Genomic DNA, 21055 nt, shown 5'->3' with positions numbered 1-21055 from the left:
ATAGGCAGGGTGTGTAAGCGCTGTGAGGCGTTGAGCTAACCTGTACTAATTGCCCGTGAGGCTTAACCATACAACACCCAAGGGGTTTTGACGGACTCGAAAAGAACATTGAATGTGTACTGAGAACAAAGAACAAAACACAGCTTTCCAAGATTTAAACGAATTTGCTTGGCGACCATAGCGCTTTGGACCCACCTGATCCCATGCCGAACTCAGAAGTGAAACAGAGCAGCGCCGATGGTAGTGTGGGGTCTCCCCATGTGAGAGTAGGACATCGCCAGGCTTCCAATTTAAGTTAACGTTATGAACGAACGTTAATTTGAGTGGAGCGGTAGTTCAGTTGGTTAGAATACCGGCCTGTCACGCCGGGGGTCGCGGGTTCGAGTCCCGTCCGCTCCGCCACTTATTAAGAAGCCCTGCTAGCAATAGCAGGGCTTTTCTTTCATCTGCGATAAAGTGAAACTATTCAGCAATAAGAAACCTCAGACTGCGCGTCCCGGACGAAAGGCTGAGGTTTTTTGCTATCTGCGACCCTGAAAAGTGCTGCGCACTTTTGGTCGCGGTACTGGCCGTACGCGACTAGGCGTCCCCATTGAGTCCCAGTCGAATGCGACCCCAGCCCTCCGCAACTTCTTAAGAAGCCTCGCTAGCAATAGCGGGGCTTTTTAACGTCGGTGATACAGCGAACTCCCATCAGATAAGAAACTTCTGGCACCACCGCAGTGCATTATTTAGATCTAAATACTGTTCCCTTCAGCCACATCCCACAACGCTTTGATTAGCGGATTCTCAAGTTGAGAACGCAGGCAACACACTCCAAGTTCAAACGGCTTGATTGGTGCGAGTTTAAGCCTCTCAATTTTATCTCTGACAGGACTGTTGTTGATAACCACGTCCGGCGCGATTCCAATGCCACATCCCAGCGCCACCATGCTTACGATGGCCTCATGGCCGGAGACCTGAGCATATATGTTGGGCTTTATCCTCATGGCTTTGAACCAGGTATTCACCCGCTCCCTGGCGGTACCCGCTTCGGGCACGATAAAGGGGACAGATGACCAGTCTGGGCTCTGCTGTTGTAAGGTGTCGGCAAAACTGCTGGTACCGGAAGGGGCGATGACAGACAACGGGATCTCGCTGATCGGTGAGAAGGCTACTTTCGATGGCAATTGCTCAGGCAGAGCTGAAATTGCAATATCCGCATCATTGGAAAGTATCTTATCGATAGCTTGCGCTGGGTCACCGGTAGAGACTTTCAGTTCGATAAGCGGGTGCCTGAGGCGAAACTCGGACAGTAAGTCTGGCAGATGGCTATAACTCGCTGTCACTGAACAGAACAGGCGAATCTCACCCACCAGTTCATTGTCTTTGGTGCTGAACATGCTCTGGAACTGCTGCCATTCAGTGATGATCTTCATGGCAACAGGCAGTAGTTTTTTCCCCGCCAGGGTTAACGCCACACTGCGGTTATCACGCAGGAATAATTGTTGCTCTGCTTCCTGCTCAAGCTTCTGTATCTGGCGGCTTAGGGCCGATGGGCTGATATGCATTGCGGCAGCGGTTTTAGAGAAACTTTTACTGTCGCAAAGATGTATGAAAAGCTGAAGATGTTTGATGTTCATCGCTTAACTTCCATGTTGCAAAAAATGCAATTATTTGTTGTGAATATATCACTTTAAGCAACCAAATGCCTGATCTATGATGGGGACAATTCGATGCCACAGTCTGTCATGTGGCTATCGCTCAAGGACTAAATTTTCTGCACGGAGTATTCGACATGTCTAACTATTTCAATACCTTAAATTTGCGTGAGCAATTAGCTCAATTGGGCGTTTGCCGCTTTATGGATAAAGCAGAATTTGCAAACGAAGCAGAATACCTGAAAGGCAAAAAGGTAGTGATTGTGGGTTGTGGCGCTCAAGGTCTGAACCAAGGCCTGAACATGCGTGACTCGGGTCTGGATGTGTCGTATGCACTGCGTCAGGCGGCCATCGATGAGCAGCGTCAGTCTTACAAAAACGCTAAAGAAAACGGCTTTCATGTAGATAACTACGAAAACCTGATCCCACAGGCGGATCTGGTGGTTAACCTGACTCCTGACAAGCAACACACCAGCGTGGTTAGCGCAGTGATGCCGCTGATGAAGCAAGGTGCGGCGCTGGGTTACTCCCACGGCTTCAACATCGTTGAAGAAGGTATGCAAATCCGTAGCGATATCACGGTTGTAATGGTGGCACCTAAGTGTCCGGGTACAGAAGTACGCGAAGAGTACAAGCGTGGTTTCGGTGTGCCTACCCTGATCGCAGTTCACCCAGAAAACGATCCAAACGGTGACGGTCTGGAAATTGCGAAAGCATGGGCGGCGGCAACCGGCGGTCACCGCGCAGGCGTATTGGAATCCTCTTTCGTTGCGGAAGTAAAATCTGACCTGATGGGCGAGCAAACCATTCTGTGTGGCATGCTGCAAGCCGGTTCCATCGTTTGCTACGAGAAGATGGTAGCGGAAGGAATCGACCCAGGTTACGCAGGTAAACTGCTGCAGTTTGGTTGGGAGACGATTACCGAAGCGCTGAAATTTGGCGGGATCACCCATATGATGGATCGCCTGTCTAACCCTGCAAAGATCAAAGCCTTTGAACTGTCAGAAGATCTGAAAGATCTGATGCGTCCGCTGTACAACAAACATATGGATGACATCATTTCCGGTCACTTCTCATCAACCATGATGGCTGACTGGGCAAACGATGATGCCAACCTGCTGGGCTGGCGTGCGGAAACTGCAGAAACGGCATTCGAAAACTACCCAGAAACTGATGTGAAGATCGCTGAGCAGGAATATTTCGACAACGGCATTCTGATGATTGCGATGGTTCGCGCAGGGGTTGAACTGGCGTTTGAAGCAATGACAGCGTCAGGCATCATCGAAGAGTCTGCATACTATGAGTCACTGCACGAGCTGCCACTGATTGCAAATACTGTTGCCCGTAAGCGCCTGTATGAAATGAACGTGGTTATCTCTGATACTGCTGAATACGGTAACTACCTGTTCGCAAACGTTGCAACACCGCTGCTGCGCGAGAAGTTCATGCCGCTGGTTGGCACTGACGTGATTGGTAAAGGTCTGGGTGAAACTGGCAACCAGGTGGACAACCAAACCCTGATCGACGTAAACGAAGCGCTGCGTAGCCATCCTGTTGAGTGGATTGGTCAGGAGCTACGTGGTTACATGACAGACATGAAGCGCATTGCGGTGGGCGATTAATTTCACCTTACCCTGAAAATGAAAAACCCGGCGAAAGCCGGGTTTTTTGTGTCTGATAAGCGGTGGTTTAATCGTCCGCTTTCTGGTTCAGCTTTTGCTCGAACTCTGCCAGTTTCTGCTCCATCTCGCTCAGCTTCTGGCGGGTGCGCAGCAATACCTGGGTCTGCACATCAAATTCTTCACGGCTGACAACATCCAGTTTTGCCAGTTGCGCCTGAATCACTTCACGGACTTTCTGCTCAACGTCGTTACCCAGATCTTTCACCGGCTTTGGCATTGAGTCGTGAATTTGTCGGGCAATCTGCTCCAACTTTTTCGGGTCGAACATGCGTTACTCCTTATTTTGATGCCGTTATTCTAAGCAACCCCCGCCCGTTTGTCGAAAGTGTCTTGTGCGACCTCTACTGCAAACAGGGCTGTCAGCTGTTGAAAAAGCAAAGGGCCTCACTCGAGCCCCTTTACTAACGTCAGAAACCGGCAGCAGTGTTACTGCGCGTTGATTTCTTTGTCTTCTTCAAATTCAGGTAACGGCTCATGTTTACTTGCCAGGTAGGTGTAAATCACCGGCAGGACAAACAGAGTGAACAGGGTACCGATCGCCAGGCCTGCCACGATAACAATACCGATACTGAAGCGCTGTGCAGCACCTGCACCGGTGGCGTACATCAGTGGGATAAGACCTGCAATCATAGCAGCCGTGGTCATCAGGATAGGGCGCAGACGCACTTTTGCCGCCTCCATGACCGCATCCATCTTATTCATGCCTCGGTGAAGCTGTTCTTCCTTCGCCACTTCACAGATAAGAATACCGTGCTTGGTGATAAGACCAATCAGGGTGATCAGACCGACCTGTGAGTAGATATTCATGGACGCCGCGCCCCATGCCAGCGCAATCAAGGCGCCACAGATAGCCAGTGGTACAGAGACCAGGATTACCAGCGGGTCACGCAGGGATTCAAACTGGATTGCCAGAACCAGGAAGATCACCGCCAGTGCCAGCAGGAAAGTACCAAACAAGGCGCTGCCTTCCGTCACAAACTGGCGGGCTTCACCCAGGTAGTTGTGCTGGTAACCGGCAGGCAGTTTTTCCGCCGCAATGTTTTCAAACCAGTTGATGGTATCACCCATGGCTACGCCCGGTGCTGCAACGGCGCCGATAGTTGCTGAGTTCAGCTGGTTGAAGTGTGGCAATGCACGCGGCTCTGCAACCACATCAATGGTGATCAGAGAGCCCAGCGGTACCGCTTCACCGTTGGCTGAGCGCACGTAGTAACCCTTGATGGATTCAGGGTTCAGGCGGTACTTACGCTCAACCTGCGGGATCACTTCGTACGAGCGGCCATCCAGGTCGATACGGTTAACGTAGCCGTCAGCCATCATGGTGCCCAGGGTGATACCAATATCCTGCATGGTCACGCCGTACGCACCGGCCTTGTCTTTGTCGATGTTGATTTTCATCGTCGCAGAGTCGAAGTTCAAATCCATGTCAGAGTAAACGAACATAGAGTTGCTCTTCACTTCCGCCAATACATCAGACGCGACCTGGAACAGGCTTTCGAAGTTGTTCGGTGTGGTGATCACGAACTGGATTGGCAGACCCGAAGATGCGCCTGGCAGCTCTGGCATCTGGAATGCGGTTACCGCCATACCCGGGATGTCTTTCACTTCACCGGTCATACGTTTAACGATGTCCGCCTGGCTGGCTTCGCGCTCACTCCAAGGTACTAAAGAGGCAATACCGAATGCTTGGTTGGATTTAGGTACGCCTGAGAACACTTGCGAGAACGCCACTTCAGGCTGGTCAGCAAGTTTCTGGTTTACCTCAGCCATGGTGTTCTGGATAAAGTCCAGGTTGGCAGTCGATGGCGCGGTACCCATCATCACAATCACGCCTTTGTCTTCTGCCGGCGCCAGTTCACTTGGAATGAACTTGAACAGTACAGGCAGGCTAACAAATACAATAACTGCAAAGGTGATGATCACCGGACGCACTTTCATCACGCCGCCCAGCATACGGGCATAGCGCTCCGTCATACCATCCAGGAAGTGATGAACCTTGGCTTCGAATTTGCCCGGCTGCTCGTTGGCTTTCAGCATCTTTGAACACATCATCGGCGACAGTGTCAGCGCGATAATACCGGAGACAAATACGGCGCCGGCCAGTGTCAGGGCGAATTCCTTGAACAGCGAGCCGGTAATGCCACCCATTAGGGCGATTGGTGCGTATACCGCCGCCAGCGTCAGGGTCATGGAAATCACCGGCACGGCAATTTCACGGGTACCGATAATGGCCGCACGGAATGGGGATTCGCCCAGTTTAATATGGCGGTCGACGTTCTCCAGTACCACGATGGCGTCATCCACCACCAGGCCGATTGCCAGAACCATTGCCAGCAGGGTCATCAGGTTCAACGAGAAGCCGAAGATTTCCATCATCATGGCCACGCCAATCAGCGACAGCGGAATCGTGATGATAGGAATCAGCACAGCGCGGAATGAACCGAGGAACAGGGTGATCACCACCAGTACGATCAGCGCCGCTTCGATAATGGTTTTCACCACCTCATGAATCGATTCGTTAATCGCAACGGTCGAGTCATACAGCACGTTCATCTTGATGTTGCTTGGCATGTTGCGCTCAAGCTCAGGCAACTTTTTCAGTACGTCTGCAGCGATGTTGATCGGGTTCGCGGTTGGTGCGGCGTTGATTGCGGCAACCACCGCTTCTGAGCCGTTAGCCGTCGCGCGGTAAACATCGTGGCTTTTCTCGAGTGAGACTTTGGCAATGTCGCCGAGGCGGATCACCTGGCCTTGCTGCGTCGCCACCACCAGACGTTTCAGCTCATCGGTGTCAGACACCTGAGTATCTGCCGAGCCGTTGTAGAGCATGTAAGTGCCCACTGACTGACCGGTCGCTGACTGGTAGTTATTGGCATTCAGAACGCCCATCACGTCTTTGGCGGTCAGGTTAAACGCAGCCATTTTTGCCGGATCCAGCCATACGCGCAGGGCGTATTTCAGGCCACCGTAAAGGTCGATTTTGGACACACCGTTAACGGTAAAGAGCTGTGGTTTGGTCACACGCTCCAGATAGTCAGTGATCTGGCTGGAGTCTAGTTCATCCGAGGTAAAGCCTATATACATAACTGCGGTGGTGGAGCCGGTCGACATGTTGACAGACGGGTCTTCCGACTCACTTGGCAGCTGGGCACGAACCGAGTTCACCTTGGCCAGAATATCGGCCAGGGCGGCATTCGGGTCGGTGTTGAGCTTCATGTACGCAGTAACTGTCGAGCTGCCGAGTACCGATTCCGAGGTCATGAAATCGATGTTGTCGGCCTGCGCAACCGCCTGTTCAATCGGCGTGGTGATAAAGCCCTGGATGAGATCCGCGCTTGCACCATAGTAACTGGTGGAGATAGTTACCACTGTGTTGGTCATGTCCGGGTATTCCCGCACCTGCATCTTGAACATAGATTGCAGGCCCAGCAGTGCGATAAGGAAGCTAATCGACACGGCCAGTACCGGGCGCCGGATGAAAATATCAGTGAATTTCATGGCGTCCCCTTACAGTTGTGGAATCTCAGCCGGTGGCGCCAGTGCATCGCTCTGAACCACGCGGACTTTCGAACCGTTGCTCAGGCGAACCTGACCGGAAGTCACCACTTTGTCGCCCGCTTTCAGGCCTTCCAGTACGTGTGCGATGTGGCCTTTGCGCTCACCGACTTTCACGACTTGCTGGAACGCGCGGGTCACACCGTCTTCTTCACGCAGTACATACACGTTTTCGCCGTACAGGGTGAAGTTGATAGCGGTCTGGTCTACCACGATTTGGTCTTCAAAGGTTGGCAGAATGATGTTGGCGCGGGCAAACATACCGGAACGGAGTTGGCCGTCGTTGTTTGGAATGTCAGCCTGAACCTGGATCAGACCGCTCTGGAAGTTAACTGCAGGCTCAATCGCACTGATCTTGCCGGTAAATGGCGTAGCCGGGTAGGCATCAACAGAGATATCGATTTGCTGGCCAAGGCGGATTTTCGCGATATCAGTTTGTGGCACGGTAAAGCGAAGGCGCATCACAGAGGTATCTTCCAAACGCACAATCTCGTTGCCCGGTTGCAGGTACTGGCCGAGGAACACGTTGCGCAGGCCGACGATGCCGTCAAATGGTGCATCAATGGTGCGGCGTTCGATGGCTGCTTTCAGACTTTCCACGTCAGCCTGCAGTGAGCGGAAGTTGGCTTCGGCTTCGTCCAGTGCTTCTTTGGAAATTGAACCGGTGCGGAACAGACCCTGGTAACGTTTGAATTTCGCCTCGGTTGCCGGTAGGCGCGCTTCGGCACTTTTCAGGTTAGCCAGTTCAACTTTGGAATCCAAAGTGACCAGTACATCGCCCTGTTTGACGGTCTGGCCGGATTCAAAGTTGATGGATTTGATCACACCACTCACTTCCGAGGTGAGGGTCACGCCCTGGTTTGGCTCGATAAAACCGATAGCTTCGATGGTTGGAATCCAGTCTACCGCGGTCATTTCTACCGCAGTCACCGGAAATTCCGGCTCCGGCATATTTGCCATGTACTCGGCAATTTTTTGTTGTTTGAACATGTTAAAGCCGATTACGGTGCCGAAAAGCACCACCGCCACGACTAACATGACGACAAACCATTTCTTCATTGAGATAGCTCCGATTCTTTATGAAGGCAGATAGCGTCCCAGCAGGCGTTGATCGCGTCATCAATGCCGGTCGCATCCAGTGTTATGATTCCTTGAACCTGCTTGCGCGCCAGGCAGATTGCCGGTTCGATGCCAATTCCAGATAGCACGTCCGTCGACAAGGGTTTAAAAGTACCGCTGGCGATCCCACGCTCAAAAAAAGCATGGATAGGGGCAAACGCCTCTCTCTCCTGCATCCGCTGCTCGCCATTTTCCTGTTGGGGAAGGCTGTCGAACTGCTCACGGTTGATTGCGTTATCGTCACGGTTGATAGTCAGATCCCACGCATTGCGCCACAGGGTGACAAACTGCTGATGCAGCGACATGTCATCATGGAATCCGCGCATAATATTGCTGGCACAGTTACGAACCACGTGCAGTCGCAGTTGGCGCAACAGGTCATTTTTGTCCGAGAAGTAACGGTAGATGGTCCCTGCAGCCACTCCGGCCTCGTTGGCAACCATCTGCATCGACAGGCGGTCAAAACCGTGTTGGGCCAGCAAATGCTCCGTGGCTTCCAGAATTTGTGTCTTTTTGTCAGACATATACATGCGTGAGGTGAATGAACGTTCATTCATTGTATGGGTTTTGCGACAGAGTGCAATGACCGAAGTGTTGCAGTCAGCAGGTGAAGTGCGATGCCAATCCTTTTACAATGGGCGGTTTAGTCACACGCACAATGCCACGAGGACACCCGATGAAACTTAACCCCGCCCAGAATGACGCTGTACACCACGTTTCAGGGCCATGCCTGGTGTTGGCAGGTGCCGGCTCCGGCAAAACGCGTGTGATCACCAATAAAATTGCCTATCTGGTGCAGCAGTGCGGGTACAAGGCCCGCCATATCGCCGCGGTAACTTTTACCAATAAAGCCGCGCGGGAAATGAAAGAGCGCGTGGGGCAAACGCTGAACCGCCAGGAAGCGCGTGGCTTGATGGTGTCCACCTTCCATACCCTTGGCCTGAATATCATTCGCCGTGAATACAAGGCGCTGGGTCTGAAGGCGGGCTTCTCGCTGTTTGACGATCAGGATCAGATGGCACTGCTCAAAGAGCTGACCGAAGATGAGCTGGAAGGGGATAAAGACCTGCTCAACCAGCTTCTGCACACCATCTCAAATTGGAAAAACGACATGCTGACGCCGCAGCAAGCACAATCTGCTGCTATGGGGGAGCGCGACCAGCTGTTTGCCCATTGCTACGCCATGTACCAAAAGCAAATGAAAGCCTACAACGCGCTGGATTTTGACGACCTTATCCTGATGCCGGTCATTCTGCTGAAAACCAATGAAGAGGTGCGTGAACGCTGGCAAAGCAAAATCCGTTACCTGCTGGTGGATGAATACCAGGACACCAACACCAGCCAGTACCAGTTGGTGAAACTGCTGGTGGGTGAGCGCGCACGCTTTACCGTGGTAGGTGACGATGATCAGTCGATTTACAGCTGGCGTGGCGCGCAGCCGAAAAACCTGTTGATGCTGAGCCAGGACTTTCCGAGCCTGAAGGTGATCAAGCTGGAGCAGAACTACCGTTCAACCAGCCGAATCCTGCGTGCGGCCAACATCCTGATTGCCAACAACCCGCACGTGTTTGAGAAAACGCTGTTTTCTGCGCTGCCGGATGGCGAAATGCTCAAAGTGCTCAAAGCCAATAATGAAGAGCATGAAGCCGAGCGTGTGGTGGGGGAAATCATCGCCCATAAGTTTATGAACCGCACCGATTACAAGGATTACGCCATCCTGTACCGCGGGAATCACCAGTCACGCCTGTTTGAAAAAGCACTGATGCAGAACCGTATCCCGTACAAAATTTCCGGCGGTACCTCCTTCTTTGCCCGTGCAGAAATCAAAGACATCATGGCTTACCTGCGCCTGTTGACCAACCAGGATGACGACAACGCCTTCCTGCGTATCGTCAACACGCCGCGTCGTGAAATCGGCCCAGTAACGCTCGAAAAGCTGGGAAATTACGCCAATATGCGCGGAAAAAGCCTGTTTGCAGCGAGTTTTGAGCTTGGGTTACAAGAGCACTTGAATGGCCGTGGATTGGAATCCCTGCAGCGTTTTACCCGCTGGATTGTCGAGCTTTCCGACCAGTTTGAACGTGGCGATGCGGTGGATGCCGTACGCTCGCTGGTACGTGATTCCCATTACGAAGACTGGCTGTATGAAACCTCATCCAGCCCGAAAGCGGCAGAGATGCGGATGAAAAACGTGTCCGATCTCTATAGCTGGATTGTGGCGGACCTGGAAGGTGACAACTACGACAACGAGGTTAAAACCTTGCGTGAAGTGGTTCAGCGCCTGACCCTGCGCGACATGATGGAGCGGGGCGAAGACAATGACGACGCCGATCAGGTGCAGTTGATGACACTGCATGCCTCAAAAGGCCTGGAGTTTCCCTACGTCTATCTGGTGGGGATGGAGGAAGGTCTGCTGCCTCATCAATCCAGCATTGATGAAGACAATGTTGAGGAAGAGCGCCGACTGGCTTACGTGGGGATCACCCGTGCCCAGCGCGAGATGACTTTTACCCTGTGTAAAGAGCGTCGCCAGTACGGCGAACTTATCAAACCGATGCCAAGCCGTTTCCTGGAAGAACTGCCATACGACGATGTGGAGTGGGAAGAGAAGAAAAAGCCCCAGACCCAGGAAGAGCGGATGGCTAAAGGGCAGGCCGCCATCGCCAATCTCAGGGCGATGCTGAAAAAATAGCATTGAAAGCCGGAGCAATCCGGCTTTTTCTTTATGGCTGCAGCGCTTCCTGCGCAGATTCGTTCTCATGCAGTTTTCTGATCACCCGCGCTGGCGTCCCGCCAATCAGGGAGTCTGCAGGCATATCCTTGGTGACCACTGAGTTGGCGGCAACCACACTGCGATCGCCAATCGTTACGCCCTGGCAAATTACACTGTTCCCGCCAATCCAGACATCGTTCCCCACCACAATCGGCAGGCAGAAGGTTTCCCACTGGCGGCGACGGCGGTAATCCATCGGGTGACCCGCCGTATAAAATTGGCAATTTGGGCCAATCAGTACATTGTTACCGATAGTAATAGGCGCACCATCGAGCATCACGACGCCCATATTGATAAAGGTCTCCTTGCCGATGTGGATGGTTTTGCCAAATTCGCACTGGAAGGGTGGCATCACCATAGATTCGGGATCGATGCTGCCAAAAAGCTCAACAGCGGTATCGTAAGATTTATCTGCCGGCAGGGTGTTGTAGGTTTGCAGCAGGGAAAAAGCCTTGGAGCGGATAGTATCAATGGTTTCGTCACGGCCGTTGAAGGCAAGGCCGCGGGTCATTTTTTCGAATTCAGTCATGTCAGCGATGTAGCACAGTAAAACAGGCGCGCATCATGCGTGAATTGGCGCTCGGTTTCAGTGCGTTTGCTTCCATTTTGACGCTTGATCAAAAAAGGCGACCCGACGGTCGCCTTTTCAATATCCCGAATTTTACAGCGAGAGCATGTGATCGATGGCGGCTTGGATTTCATCATCCGAGCAATCCATACAGGTACCACGTGCCGGCATGCCGTTAAAGCCGTTCACAGCGTGGGTCAGCAGCACATCTTCGCCTTGTGCAATACGTGGCTCCCAAGCGGCTTTGTCACCGGTTTTTGGCGCACCGGCTGCACCAGTGGCGTGACAGGCCATACAGTAAGTGTTGTAGACCGCATCACCGGTACGTGGGCCGGTAGGCGCTGCGGCGGTTTCCACCGGTGCTTCACCTTCCAGATAAACGGAACCGACTGGTGCGATGCGTTCTGCAATGGCTTCTTCTGACATGTCAGCAGCGTGCGCTGCACCCATCAGAGACAAAGCGGTGACAGCAGACACTGCTAGACGACGTAAAAAAATTCCCTTTGCGCTCACGGTTTCACTCCCAATATCTTTTTTTGGCTCCGAATGAACGGACGTTTTTTATGCGGTTAACTCTTTTTATCACAATTAAATGGTGAGATCGGCGAATCGAGTCTCCATTTTTTGCAATTGTGACAGGACTGACGACGGAGTCAGAACGAAAACAAGTTAACTCTGTGTAAAGATTAAGTGATTATAGCGCTTTAGATTGTTGCGTGAAACCGTTATGCTATGCCTCCCTTGCACTGATTTTAGCCTGATCGTTTAAAAATGAATCGGTCGGAAAAAAAATTAAAAAAAGTGCTAGACGGCATGGGGCGATATCCGTAATATTCGACTCCGCCGACAGGGGCAAGCGCCCGTAGCTCAGCTGGATAGAGCGTTGGCCTCCGGAGCCAAAGGTCGCAGGTTCGAATCCTGTCGGGTGCGCCAATTCCGGAAATGAAAATTTGGCGAAGAAATAAAACAGTGGTGGCTGTAGCTCAGTTGGTAGAGTCCCGGATTGTGATTCCGGTTGTCGCGGGTTCAAGTCCCGTCAGCCACCCCACTCGGTGAATAGCGCAGTTTGGTAGCGCATCTGGTTTGGGACCAGAGGGTCGGGGGTTCGAATCCCTCTTCACCGACCACATTTAGAAGCCCTGCTCAATGAGCAGGGCTTCGTCGTTTCAGTGGTAATAAAATTGGCTTCATGCTTACAGCATGATGGGTCGGGTCGAAGTGTCGAACCATTTGGAAGCCCGCCCCGTACGAATCTTCTTCACCGACCACTTTCAGAGAAAGCCCGCTCAGTAGAGCGGGCTTTTTCGTATTTGTCATTTTCAAACTAAATTGCTCCCCTTCTTGGTGTACTGCCACCATTCTTAAAGACAAAGATCAGTCAGCCAGCGCGGTATTATTTGCTGTTGGCCCTTACAACGAAAATTTCCCTCTTTATTTATACACCTAACTTGGTGGATGCTGCTTTTAAGCTTGTTTTGTCTGACAGAGTGGCGGGGAGCAACGGATACACAATCTTCCTGAAAGCAAATTGTTGCGATATCAAGGTGGTTGCGGGTGTTCTATTTTTAATCAATCTGTTGGTGCGAGATGACGAATTGTCGTTTTTTTGAAGTAAGTCATGCTGTCTCAAGACTCGAAACAGATGATTAATGCAAAACTAAGCCTCTAATTATGCACCTGACAATAGGTTGATTTGTGGATGATTATTCGGTGGTTTCTTTTATCGCTTGGCTGATAGTGCTGAAAATCCAAGTTGAATATATATCATTGATTAACTTTTAGAGATCGCCTCTGATTTCCTGCTTATTCTTTTTGCCTGCCGCGAAATTAGCACTAATCTCTTCCTTGATAATTTATATAAAGTTTATTTAAAACAGCCGTTTAACTTTGTGGCTGTGAGTTTGTCTCAGAGTCTAATCTAACTCCATAAAATGACTATTTATGCGTATTGCGAGTTTAAATATGGAACTTTGTGCTGCTTTGTTGATTTTTTGTGAAATCTTTGCCAGATTCATCTATCAACAAATCGCGTGCTTTTTGCGCGGTTGTAAATTGGCCGTTGAAAGGCACTTTCGTTTCAAACCTCATGGGTAAACAGTGGAATGCGCAACACGCGCATTTTTTGTCTGAAGCGGGTGTCGACGGCGGTTTATCGTTCAACCATATGGAGTCAAACGATGAAAACAGGAATGTTGAAGCTGAGTGCTGCTCTTCTCGCATCTGCAGTGGCAGCCGGAGTACAGGCAAAGACGCTGGTATATTGCTCCGAAGGCTCTCCAGAAGGATTTAACCCATCGCTCTACACCGCTGGTACTACTTTTGACGCGAGTTCTCGCCAAATCTTTAACCGCTTGGTGCAGTTCGAGCGCGGCACGACCAAAATCGTACCGGGACTGGCGGAATCCTGGACAGTCTCTGATGACGGTAAGACTTACACCTTCAAACTGCGTGAAGGCGTGAAATTCCACACCAATAAAGATTTCAAACCAAGCCGTGATTTCAATGCTGATGACGTGATCTTCTCGTTCATGCGCCAGAAAGATGAAAACCACCCATTCCACAAAGTATCTGGTGGTTCTTACGAGTACTTCAACGCGATGGAAATGGGCGACTTGATTGATTCCATCGAGAAAGTTGACGATTACACGGTCAAATTCAACCTGACCCGTCCGGAAGCACCATTCATTGCCAACCTGGCGATGGACTTCGCGTCTATCATGTCTGCGGAGCAGGCTGACCAAATGCTGAAAGCGGGCTCGCCTGAGAAGCTGGATCTGGAACCTGTCGGTACCGGTCCGTTTGCGCTGGCAGGCTACAAAAAAGACTCCACCATCCGTTACCTGGCACACCCGGACTACTATGAAGGCAAAGCGCCTATCGACCGTCTGGTGTTTTCTATCACACCTGATGCCTCGGTTCGCTATGCGAAGCTGCAAAAGGGTGAGTGTCATGTCATGCCATATCCAAACCCGGCTGATCTTGAGCGCATGGACAGCGACAAAGCCGTTAACCTGATGAATCAGGAAGGTTTGAATGTGGGTTACCTGGGCTTCAACACCCAGAAAAAACCGTTTGATGATGTTCGCGTGCGTCAGGCACTGAACATGGCGGTAAACAAAGAAGCCATCATTGACGCTGTGTTCCAGGGCGCTGGTAAAGCGGCGAAAAACCCAATCCCACCGACAATCTGGTCTTACAACGACGAAATTCAGGATTACCCATACGATTTGGAAAAAGCCAAGGCACTGCTGAAAGAAGCGGGTCTGGAAGATGGTTTCAAAACCAACATCTGGGCGATGCCTGTTCAGCGTCCTTACAACCCGAATGCACGCCGCATGGCTGAGGTGATTCAGGCTGACTGGGCGAAAGTCGGTGTTGATGCTGAAATCGTCACTTACGAGTGGGGTGAGTACCTCAAGCGCTCGAAAGCCGGTGAGCACGACTCTGTGCTGCTGGGCTGGACCGGTGACAACGGTGACCCGGATAACTTCCTTGCCGTACTGTTGGGCTGTTCTGGCGTAGGTGGTTCTAACCGTGCTCAATGGTGTTACCAGCCATTTGAAGACTTGATCCAGAAAGCCAAACTGACCTCTGACGTTGAAGAGCGTACCAAGCTGTATGAAGAGGCGCAGGTGGTGTTCAAAGAGCAGGCGCCATGGGTCACTATCGCGCACTCTGTTGTTTTCGAACCTGTACGTAAAGAAGTTCAGAACTACAAAATTGACCCATTCGGCGGTCACATCTTCTATGGCGTAGATATTCAAGAATAATCGCCATGCAAAAGAACACCGCGGCTGCAGGATGTGGCCGCGGTTTTTGCGTCACCACGCACTTGAGCGAGTCTTTTTATGTTGCAGTTTATTCTCAAGCGTCTGGGGTTGGTGATCCCGACGTTTATCGGCATTACCCTGCTGACCTTTTCTCTGATCAGGATGATCCCGGGTGACCCCATCGAAGTGATGGCAGGTGAGCGCGGCGTTTCCCCTGAGCGCCATGCCCAGCTGATGTCTGAGCTTGGTCTCGACAAACCTCTTTTCGAACAATATTTCATTTATATCGGCAATGTCCTCCACGGCGATTTGGGGACATCACTCATCACCAAAGAACCGGTGATGAAGGAGTTCATGACCCTGTTTCCTGCCACCATGGAGCTGGCTTTCTGTGCGGCACTGTTTGCCATTCTGGTGGGATTGCCCGCTGGGGTACTGGCAGCAGTCAAACGAGGAACAGTGCTCGACCATTCAGTGATGGCGGTTTCCCTGACAGGCTACTCCATGCCGATTTTCTGGTGGGCGCTGTTGCTCATTCTCTTTTTCTCGATTGGCCTCGACTTAACCCCGGTCTCCGGGCGTATGGACGATGCGACCTACTGGGTGGATGAAGTCACTGGCTTTATGTTGATAGATGCCTGGTTGTCCGGTGAACCCGGCGCGTTTGGCGCGGCGGTGCATCACCTCATCCTGCCTGCGATTGCGCTGGGCACCATTCCCCTGGCGGTCATCGCGCGTATGACGCGTTCATCCATGCTGGAAGTGCTGGGCGAGGATTACATCCGCACCGCGCGGGCGAAGGGCTTGATGCCTTGGCGCGTTATCCTGATCCACGGTCTGCGCAACGCATTGATCCCGGTAATCACAGTGATTGGCCTGCAGGTGGGTATCCTGCTTTCCGGTGCGATTCTGACCGAGACCATCTTTGCCTGGCCGGGGATCGGTAAATGGCTGATTGAATCCATTGGCCGCCGCGATTATCCGGTGGTGCAGGGCGGTATTTTGCTGGTGGCGACCATCATCATCGTCGTAAACCTTATCGTCGACATCCTTTACGGCGTCGTTAACCCACGTATTCGACACGGCAAGTAGGGAGGGAGAACGATGTCTGAAACTACACAAAATACATTACCGCAAGAGCGCCAACCCTTGTCGCCATTTGCTGAATTCTGGAGCTATTTCTCCTCGAATAAAGGCGCATTGGCTGGGCTTATTTATATCGCTTTCGTCATAATCGTCGCCATTCTTGCTCCGATCGTGGCGCCGCATAACCCGGCGGAGCAGTTCCGTGATGCGCTGCTGATGCCTCCTGCATGGATTGAAGGCGGCAGCTGGAACTTTATCCTCGGTACCGATGATGTGGGACGAGATATTCTCTCGCGCCTGATTTACGGTGCGCGTCTATCCCTGCTGATTGGCTGTCTGGTGGTTGCCCTGTCGCTGGTTCTTGGCGTCTTTATGGGTCTGGTGGCCGGTTACTTCGGCGGCATGATTGATACCGCGATTATGCGTCTGGTGGATATCATGCTGGCGCTGCCAAGCCTGCTGCTGGCGATTGCTATCGTCGCTATCCTTGGGCCGTCGATCTTCAACGCATCCCTGGCGATATCCTTTGTTTCACTGCCGCACTATGTGCGTCTGACACGAGCCTCGGTGCTGGCAGAAGTGAACCGCGATTATGTCACCGCTTCGCGCGTAGCTGGTGCCGGTCATTTCCGCCTGATGTTCTCTGTGCTGTTGCCAAACTGTGTTGCGCCTTTGATTGTCCAGGCAACCCTGGGCTTTTCTGCTGCGATCCTGGATATGGCGGCGTTGGGCTTCCTTGGTCTTGGCGCGCAGCCTCCAACGCCTGAGTGGGGTGTGATGCTGGCGGATGCCCGTCAGTTCATTAACTCTGCATGGTGGGTGGTGACCTTCCCGGGTCTGGCAATCCTCGTGACCGTACTGGCTTTTAACCTCATGGGTGATGGCCTTCGCGATGCGTTGGATCCAAAACTGAAGCAGTAGGAGAGCAAGATGGCGATTTTAGAAGTAAACCAGCTCTCCGTTCACTTTGGTGATGAGAGCGCACCGTTCAAAGCGGTGGACAGGATCAGCTATACCGTCGACGAAGGGGAAATCCTCGGCATTGTGGGTGAATCTGGCTCCGGTAAGTCGGTCAGCTCGCTGGCGATCATGGGACTGATTGATTATCCGGGGCGCGTCAGTGCTGACTCGGTCAATTTCTACGGCCGGGATTTACTCACGCTGCCTGAAAAAGAGCGAAAAAAGCTGACCGGTGCCGAAATCTCTATGATTTTCCAGGATCCGATGACCAGCCTGAACCCCTGTTTCACCGTGGGCTACCAGATCATGGAAGCGCTGCAGGTGCATCAGGGGGGCAGCAAGAGAGCGCGCCGAGAGCGTGCGGAAGAGTTGCTGCGTTTGGTGGGTATTCCTGATCCAGCGTCGCGCCTCAAGGTCTATCCGCACCAGCTCTCCGGTGGGATGAGCCAGCGCGTGATGATCGCGATGGCGATTGCCTGTAACCCGCGTTTGCTGATTGCGGATGAGCCAACCACGGCACTGGATGTGACGATTCAGGCGCAGATCATCGACCTGCTGCTCGAGCTGCAAAAAGAGCAGAACATGGCGCTGGTGCTGATCACCCACGATTTGGCGCTGGTGGCAGAAGCCGCGCACAAGGTGATGGTGATGTACGCAGGACAGGTGGTGGAAACCGGATCCTCTGCAGAGATTTTCCGCTCCCCGAAACACCCGTATACCCAGGCACTACTGCGCTCATTGCCGGAATCCTCCGCAGGTAAACACCGTCTTGATTCCCTGCCGGGTGTGGTGCCAGGGCTGTTTGACCGTCCGCAGGGCTGCATGCTCAACCCGCGCTGCCCCTATGCTACGGACAAATGCCGCAAAGAAGAGCCCGCCGTTCAGGGGCCGGCCGAGCGCGCAGTGAAATGTCACTATCCATTGAATGAGCTGGGAGAGCCAACGCGATGAGTGAACAACAAGCGCCGCTGCTCCATGCAGTGGATTTGAAAAAATACTATCCGGTCAAACAGGGCATGTTTAAACCGGATGCGGAAGTGAAAGCGCTGGACGGGGTATCGTTCACCCTTGAACGAGGCAAAACGCTGGCAGTCGTTGGAGAGTCTGGGTGTGGTAAATCCACCCTTGGCCGTTTGCTGACCATGATTGAAATCCCAACCGGCGGCACGCTCGATTTCAAGGGCAAAGATTTGCTCAAACGCGATCCGGAGTCGGACAAGTTGCGCCGCCAGAAAATCCAGATCGTGTTCCAGAACCCCTATGGTTCTCTCAATCCGCGTAAGAAAATCGGCCAGATCCTGGAAGAGCCGCTCGAAATCAACACCGATATGAACTCGGCTGACCGTAAAGCTCGTGCGCTGGAAATGATGGCGAAAGTGGGGCTGAAAAAAGAGCACTACGATCGCTATCCGCACATGTTCTCCGGTGGTCAGCGCCAGCGTATTGCGATTGCCCGTGGCTTGATGCTCAACCCGGAAGTGGTGGTGGCGGATGAGCCCGTCTCGGCACTCGATGTGTCGGTTCAGGCGCAGGTACTGAACCTGATGATGGACTTGCAGGATGAACTGGGACTTTCCTATGTGTTTATCTCGCATGACCTGTCCGTGGTGGAGCATATCGCCGATGAAGTGATGGTGATGTACCTCGGCCGCTGCGTGGAAAAAGGGAAAGCTGACGAAATTTTCAAAGATCCCAAGCACCCTTACACTCAGGCATTGCTTTCTGCTACACCAAGACTGGACCCAGAGCATCGCCGCGAACGTATCAAGCTGACCGGTGAGCTGCCAAGTCCGCTTAACCCACCAAAAGGCTGCGCTTTCCATGCTCGCTGTCACCACGCGGTTGACCGTTGCCATCAGGAGCAACCTGCGCTCAAAACTTATGGAGACAGGCAAATCGCCTGCCTCGTCATAGACGAGCAAAACGGGTAAAAAATAATCTGATACAGGGCAGCGAAAGCTGCCCTTTCTTTTGTTTGTCTGTCCATTTCACGCTAGGCTAACTAGTTGAGAACAATAAAATCCTGGAGGATGGGATGAAGACGTTTGGCTTGGGGAAGGGGATGGTTGCGCTGACATTTTTGCTCGGTGCGTCCTCTGCATTTGCTTTGGAGTCAAAGCGCGCCTGTGAACCTTCAGAACGTGACGGCTGGCTGGTGGTCAGCGAATCCTGTCCGATTGGTGATGGCCTTTGGGGGCGCAAGCCAGCATCGCAGGAAGGCGAGTTCTGGGTGCAATGCGGACTCCTGAACAAATGGCCTCAGGCTTGGTTCGCCGCAAGGCTGGAAAGCGGTCTGCCGGAAACGACGTTTGTGCTGCGTGAAGAGGGGAGCCAATATCGTTGCCTTATGGGGCCGTTTAATAGCTACGGCGCGGCAGTGGCCGAAAGGGATAAGCTCAGAAAGCTTCCAGACATGAAGTCTGCCTTTATCCGCAGTGTTTCTGCCGCAAGTGTTGCTATGGCGGCGGCAAAACCTTCCCGTGTGGAAAAACAAAAGACCAGTATGAAAAAAGCGCCGAAGCAGGCCGCCGGGCAAGTTATCCGAACCGGCCGCCTGTATGAAAATGTGGCGACACTGAAAAGCCCTTTGCCTCGCGTTGATGAGCCAAGCTACAGCAGTCAGGGAAAAATCTGGTGGCGGGCATCGTTCAAAGAAGCGTCCACCACCTGCCAGCGGGATGGGATGGCACTCGCTTCCGAGACAACCATGAAACGCATTGCTGCAACCCCGTCACTGACCGAAGAGCTTCCCAACCGCCTTCCATTCTGGGTAGCGGAGCAGCGCGGCTATGACATTGCAATGGGCGTTTCCATGCCACTGTCAGAAGAGTCTGCATTGCTGGTGTTGTGTGAGTGATCCCTCACCCTATCCAACCCGAATGTGTGAAATGAGCTGGAGAATCTGCTGACATATAAAGCCTTACATCGCCCTATCCATACAATGTTCCGCCATAACAAACACAATGACAGTGAGGTGGTAGGGATGAACAAATCACTTGAGTGCAGCACAAGGGTGATGACATGTTGAGGCTTCGGATGGCGTTGGCTTTGATGCTGGTGGCATCCCCTTCGCAGGGTGACACTCTGGACGAGTTGTGCAGGGCGGTAGATGTTCATGACGGCATTGAGATTGTGGCGCAAACCTGTCCCATCGGTGAAGGGTTGTGGGGCAGGGAGCCCTCGCAGGAAGGTCAGTTCTGGATCCAATGCGGCATGTTGGATGCCATGCCAGAAGCTGCCTTTAGAAAAGCGGTCGAGGAGCATACCCCTTTTCTTCTCCGCCCGGAGGCCGGGCAGTACCGCTGCCTGACAGGGCCTTACCAATCCTACGCTGAAGCCCTCAAAATCAGGGATGATTTTCGTCAGTCTGACTTGATGGCCGATGTCTTTATCCGTGAAGTGGGTGGAGCGCTGGCGGCGAGCCCTACAGAGGAGGCCACCACGTCTGAAAGGGTGATGGAGCCGGTCGCGGGGCTTTGGGCGCCACTACCGAAAGGTAAGGACAACCGCACAGAATTCGGGGGGCAGGAGTGGTGGAGCGCAACTTACCAGGAAGCCCGGGAGGCTTGCCAAAACGGGGGCAAAAAGCTTGCCAGCATGGCTGCCATCCAGCGTGCCGTCTCTAAGGGAAGCAGTGCAATACCGACTACCATGCCGTACTGGCTGGACAGTGGCAGTGTCTATGACACCCAGCTGGATATGTCGTTTGTGGCAGTGTCAGACAATTTGACGCTACATGTGCTTTGTGAATGACAGATAAAAAAAGCGGCCGGTCGGCTAATGCCAGTCAGTTAAGCTGACTGGCTTTCTTTTTATTGGGGTATTTCTTTGCCTTAGGCTTCACGGCTCTCGGGTATATTCGCTCTTCTCGCTTAATGGGCAACACATGATGTATCGCTTCC

16 protein-coding genes, 4 tRNA genes and 1 rRNA gene are annotated in these 21055 nt (G+C 52.5%); 14 read left to right on the top strand and 7 right to left on the bottom strand.

Annotation, left to right across the window (positions count from 1 at the left end; translation table 11 throughout):
• Positions 1-167 precede the first annotated feature (167 nt).
• Together rrf and KU854_RS23815 are read left to right on the top strand one after the other, a co-directional pair.
• Positions 168-283 (top strand): 5S ribosomal RNA (rrf, locus tag KU854_RS23820).
• Positions 284-325: 42 nt separating this feature from the next.
• Positions 326-402 (top strand) — tRNA-Asp (locus tag KU854_RS23815).
• A 335-nt stretch (positions 403-737) separates the two neighbouring features.
• On the opposite strand, the gene ilvY is transcribed toward KU854_RS23815, so the two are convergent.
• Positions 738-1622, bottom strand: coding sequence for an HTH-type transcriptional activator IlvY (gene ilvY / locus KU854_RS23810; protein ID WP_218360749.1), 885 nt, complete (start codon positions 1620-1622; stop codon positions 738-740).
• Between the two features lie 155 nt (positions 1623-1777).
• On the opposite strand from ilvY, the gene ilvC reads away from it, so the two are divergent.
• A complete protein-coding gene (gene ilvC / locus KU854_RS23805; protein ID WP_218360748.1) occupies positions 1778-3262 on the top strand; it encodes a ketol-acid reductoisomerase in 1485 nt (494 codons plus the stop codon).
• Between the two features lie 67 nt (positions 3263-3329).
• On the opposite strand, the gene ubiK is transcribed toward ilvC, so the two are convergent.
• The 4 genes from ubiK to KU854_RS23785 all read right to left on the bottom strand — a co-directional run bounded on the left by ubiK (position 3330) and on the right by KU854_RS23785 (position 8520).
• On the bottom strand, positions 3330-3590 hold the full coding sequence (ubiK, locus tag KU854_RS23800) for a ubiquinone biosynthesis accessory factor UbiK (protein WP_054780523.1): 261 nt from the start codon (positions 3588-3590) through the stop codon (positions 3330-3332).
• A gap of 158 nt (positions 3591-3748) precedes the next feature.
• Entirely contained in the window at positions 3749-6820 is a 3072-nt protein-coding gene (locus tag KU854_RS23795; RefSeq protein WP_218360747.1) for a multidrug efflux RND transporter permease subunit, read from the bottom strand.
• A gap of 9 nt (positions 6821-6829) precedes the next feature.
• Entirely contained in the window at positions 6830-7936 is a 1107-nt protein-coding gene (locus KU854_RS23790) for an efflux RND transporter periplasmic adaptor subunit (protein WP_218360746.1), read from the bottom strand.
• On the bottom strand, positions 7933-8520 hold the full coding sequence (locus tag KU854_RS23785) for a TetR/AcrR family transcriptional regulator (RefSeq protein ID WP_054780536.1): 588 nt from the start codon (positions 8518-8520) through the stop codon (positions 7933-7935). The genes KU854_RS23790 and KU854_RS23785 overlap by 4 nt, the downstream gene beginning before the upstream one ends.
• A 152-nt stretch (positions 8521-8672) precedes the next feature.
• Between KU854_RS23785 and rep the strand changes: the two genes are divergently transcribed.
• A complete protein-coding gene (rep, locus tag KU854_RS23780) occupies positions 8673-10688 on the top strand; it encodes a DNA helicase Rep (RefSeq protein ID WP_218360745.1) in 2016 nt (671 codons plus the stop codon).
• 31 nt (positions 10689-10719) lie between these two features.
• On the opposite strand, the gene KU854_RS23775 is transcribed toward rep, so the two are convergent.
• The gene (locus tag KU854_RS23775) at positions 10720-11298 is read right to left on the bottom strand and encodes a sugar O-acetyltransferase (protein ID WP_218360744.1); all 579 of its coding nucleotides are present in this window, start codon (positions 11296-11298) and stop codon (positions 10720-10722) included.
• Positions 11299-11430: 132 nt separating this feature from the next.
• Positions 11431-11850: a c-type cytochrome gene (locus tag KU854_RS23770; RefSeq protein WP_218360743.1), complete on the bottom strand. Its 420-nt coding sequence runs from the start codon at positions 11848-11850 to the stop codon at positions 11431-11433.
• Between the two features lie 343 nt (positions 11851-12193).
• Here KU854_RS23770 and KU854_RS23765 point away from each other — a divergent pair.
• The 10 genes from KU854_RS23765 (at position 12194) to KU854_RS23720 (ending at position 20906) form a co-directional block, all read left to right on the top strand.
• A tRNA-Arg gene (locus tag KU854_RS23765) sits at positions 12194-12270 on the top strand.
• Between the two features lie 39 nt (positions 12271-12309).
• Positions 12310-12385, top strand: a tRNA-His gene (locus KU854_RS23760).
• Positions 12386-12387: 2 nt separating this feature from the next.
• A tRNA-Pro gene (locus tag KU854_RS23755) sits at positions 12388-12464 on the top strand.
• Positions 12465-13514: 1050 nt separating this feature from the next.
• Positions 13515-15107 carry an ABC transporter substrate-binding protein gene (locus tag KU854_RS23750; RefSeq protein ID WP_218360742.1) on the top strand — a complete coding sequence of 531 codons (1593 nt, stop codon included), beginning with the start codon at positions 13515-13517 and terminating at the stop codon, positions 15105-15107.
• 78 nt (positions 15108-15185) lie between these two features.
• Positions 15186-16199, top strand: coding sequence for an ABC transporter permease subunit (locus tag KU854_RS23745; protein ID WP_218360741.1), 1014 nt, complete (start codon positions 15186-15188; stop codon positions 16197-16199).
• A gap of 12 nt (positions 16200-16211) precedes the next feature.
• Entirely contained in the window at positions 16212-17114 is a 903-nt protein-coding gene (gene dppC / locus KU854_RS23740) for a dipeptide ABC transporter permease DppC (RefSeq protein WP_218360740.1), read from the top strand.
• Positions 17115-17123: 9 nt separating this feature from the next.
• Positions 17124-18104: a dipeptide ABC transporter ATP-binding protein gene (gene dppD, locus KU854_RS23735; RefSeq protein WP_218360739.1), complete on the top strand. Its 981-nt coding sequence runs from the start codon at positions 17124-17126 to the stop codon at positions 18102-18104.
• Complete coding sequence (locus KU854_RS23730; RefSeq protein ID WP_218360738.1) at positions 18101-19084, top strand: peptide ABC transporter ATP-binding protein; 984 nt, start codon at positions 18101-18103, stop codon at positions 19082-19084. The genes dppD and KU854_RS23730 overlap by 4 nt, the downstream gene beginning before the upstream one ends.
• Positions 19085-19188: 104 nt before the next feature.
• Entirely contained in the window at positions 19189-20010 is an 822-nt protein-coding gene (locus KU854_RS23725) for an SPOR domain-containing protein (RefSeq protein WP_218360737.1), read from the top strand.
• Positions 20011-20174: 164 nt separating this feature from the next.
• The gene (locus KU854_RS23720; RefSeq protein WP_218360736.1) at positions 20175-20906 is read left to right on the top strand and encodes an SPOR domain-containing protein; all 732 of its coding nucleotides are present in this window, start codon (positions 20175-20177) and stop codon (positions 20904-20906) included.
• Positions 20907-21055: the final 149 nt, after the last annotated feature.

The organism is Enterovibrio paralichthyis, assembly GCF_019209835.1.
Lineage (GTDB): Bacteria > Pseudomonadota > Gammaproteobacteria > Enterobacterales > Vibrionaceae > Enterovibrio > Enterovibrio paralichthyis.
The sequence above is the reverse complement of the archived record's forward strand: the minus strand, read 5'-3'. Positions and strand labels throughout refer to the sequence as shown.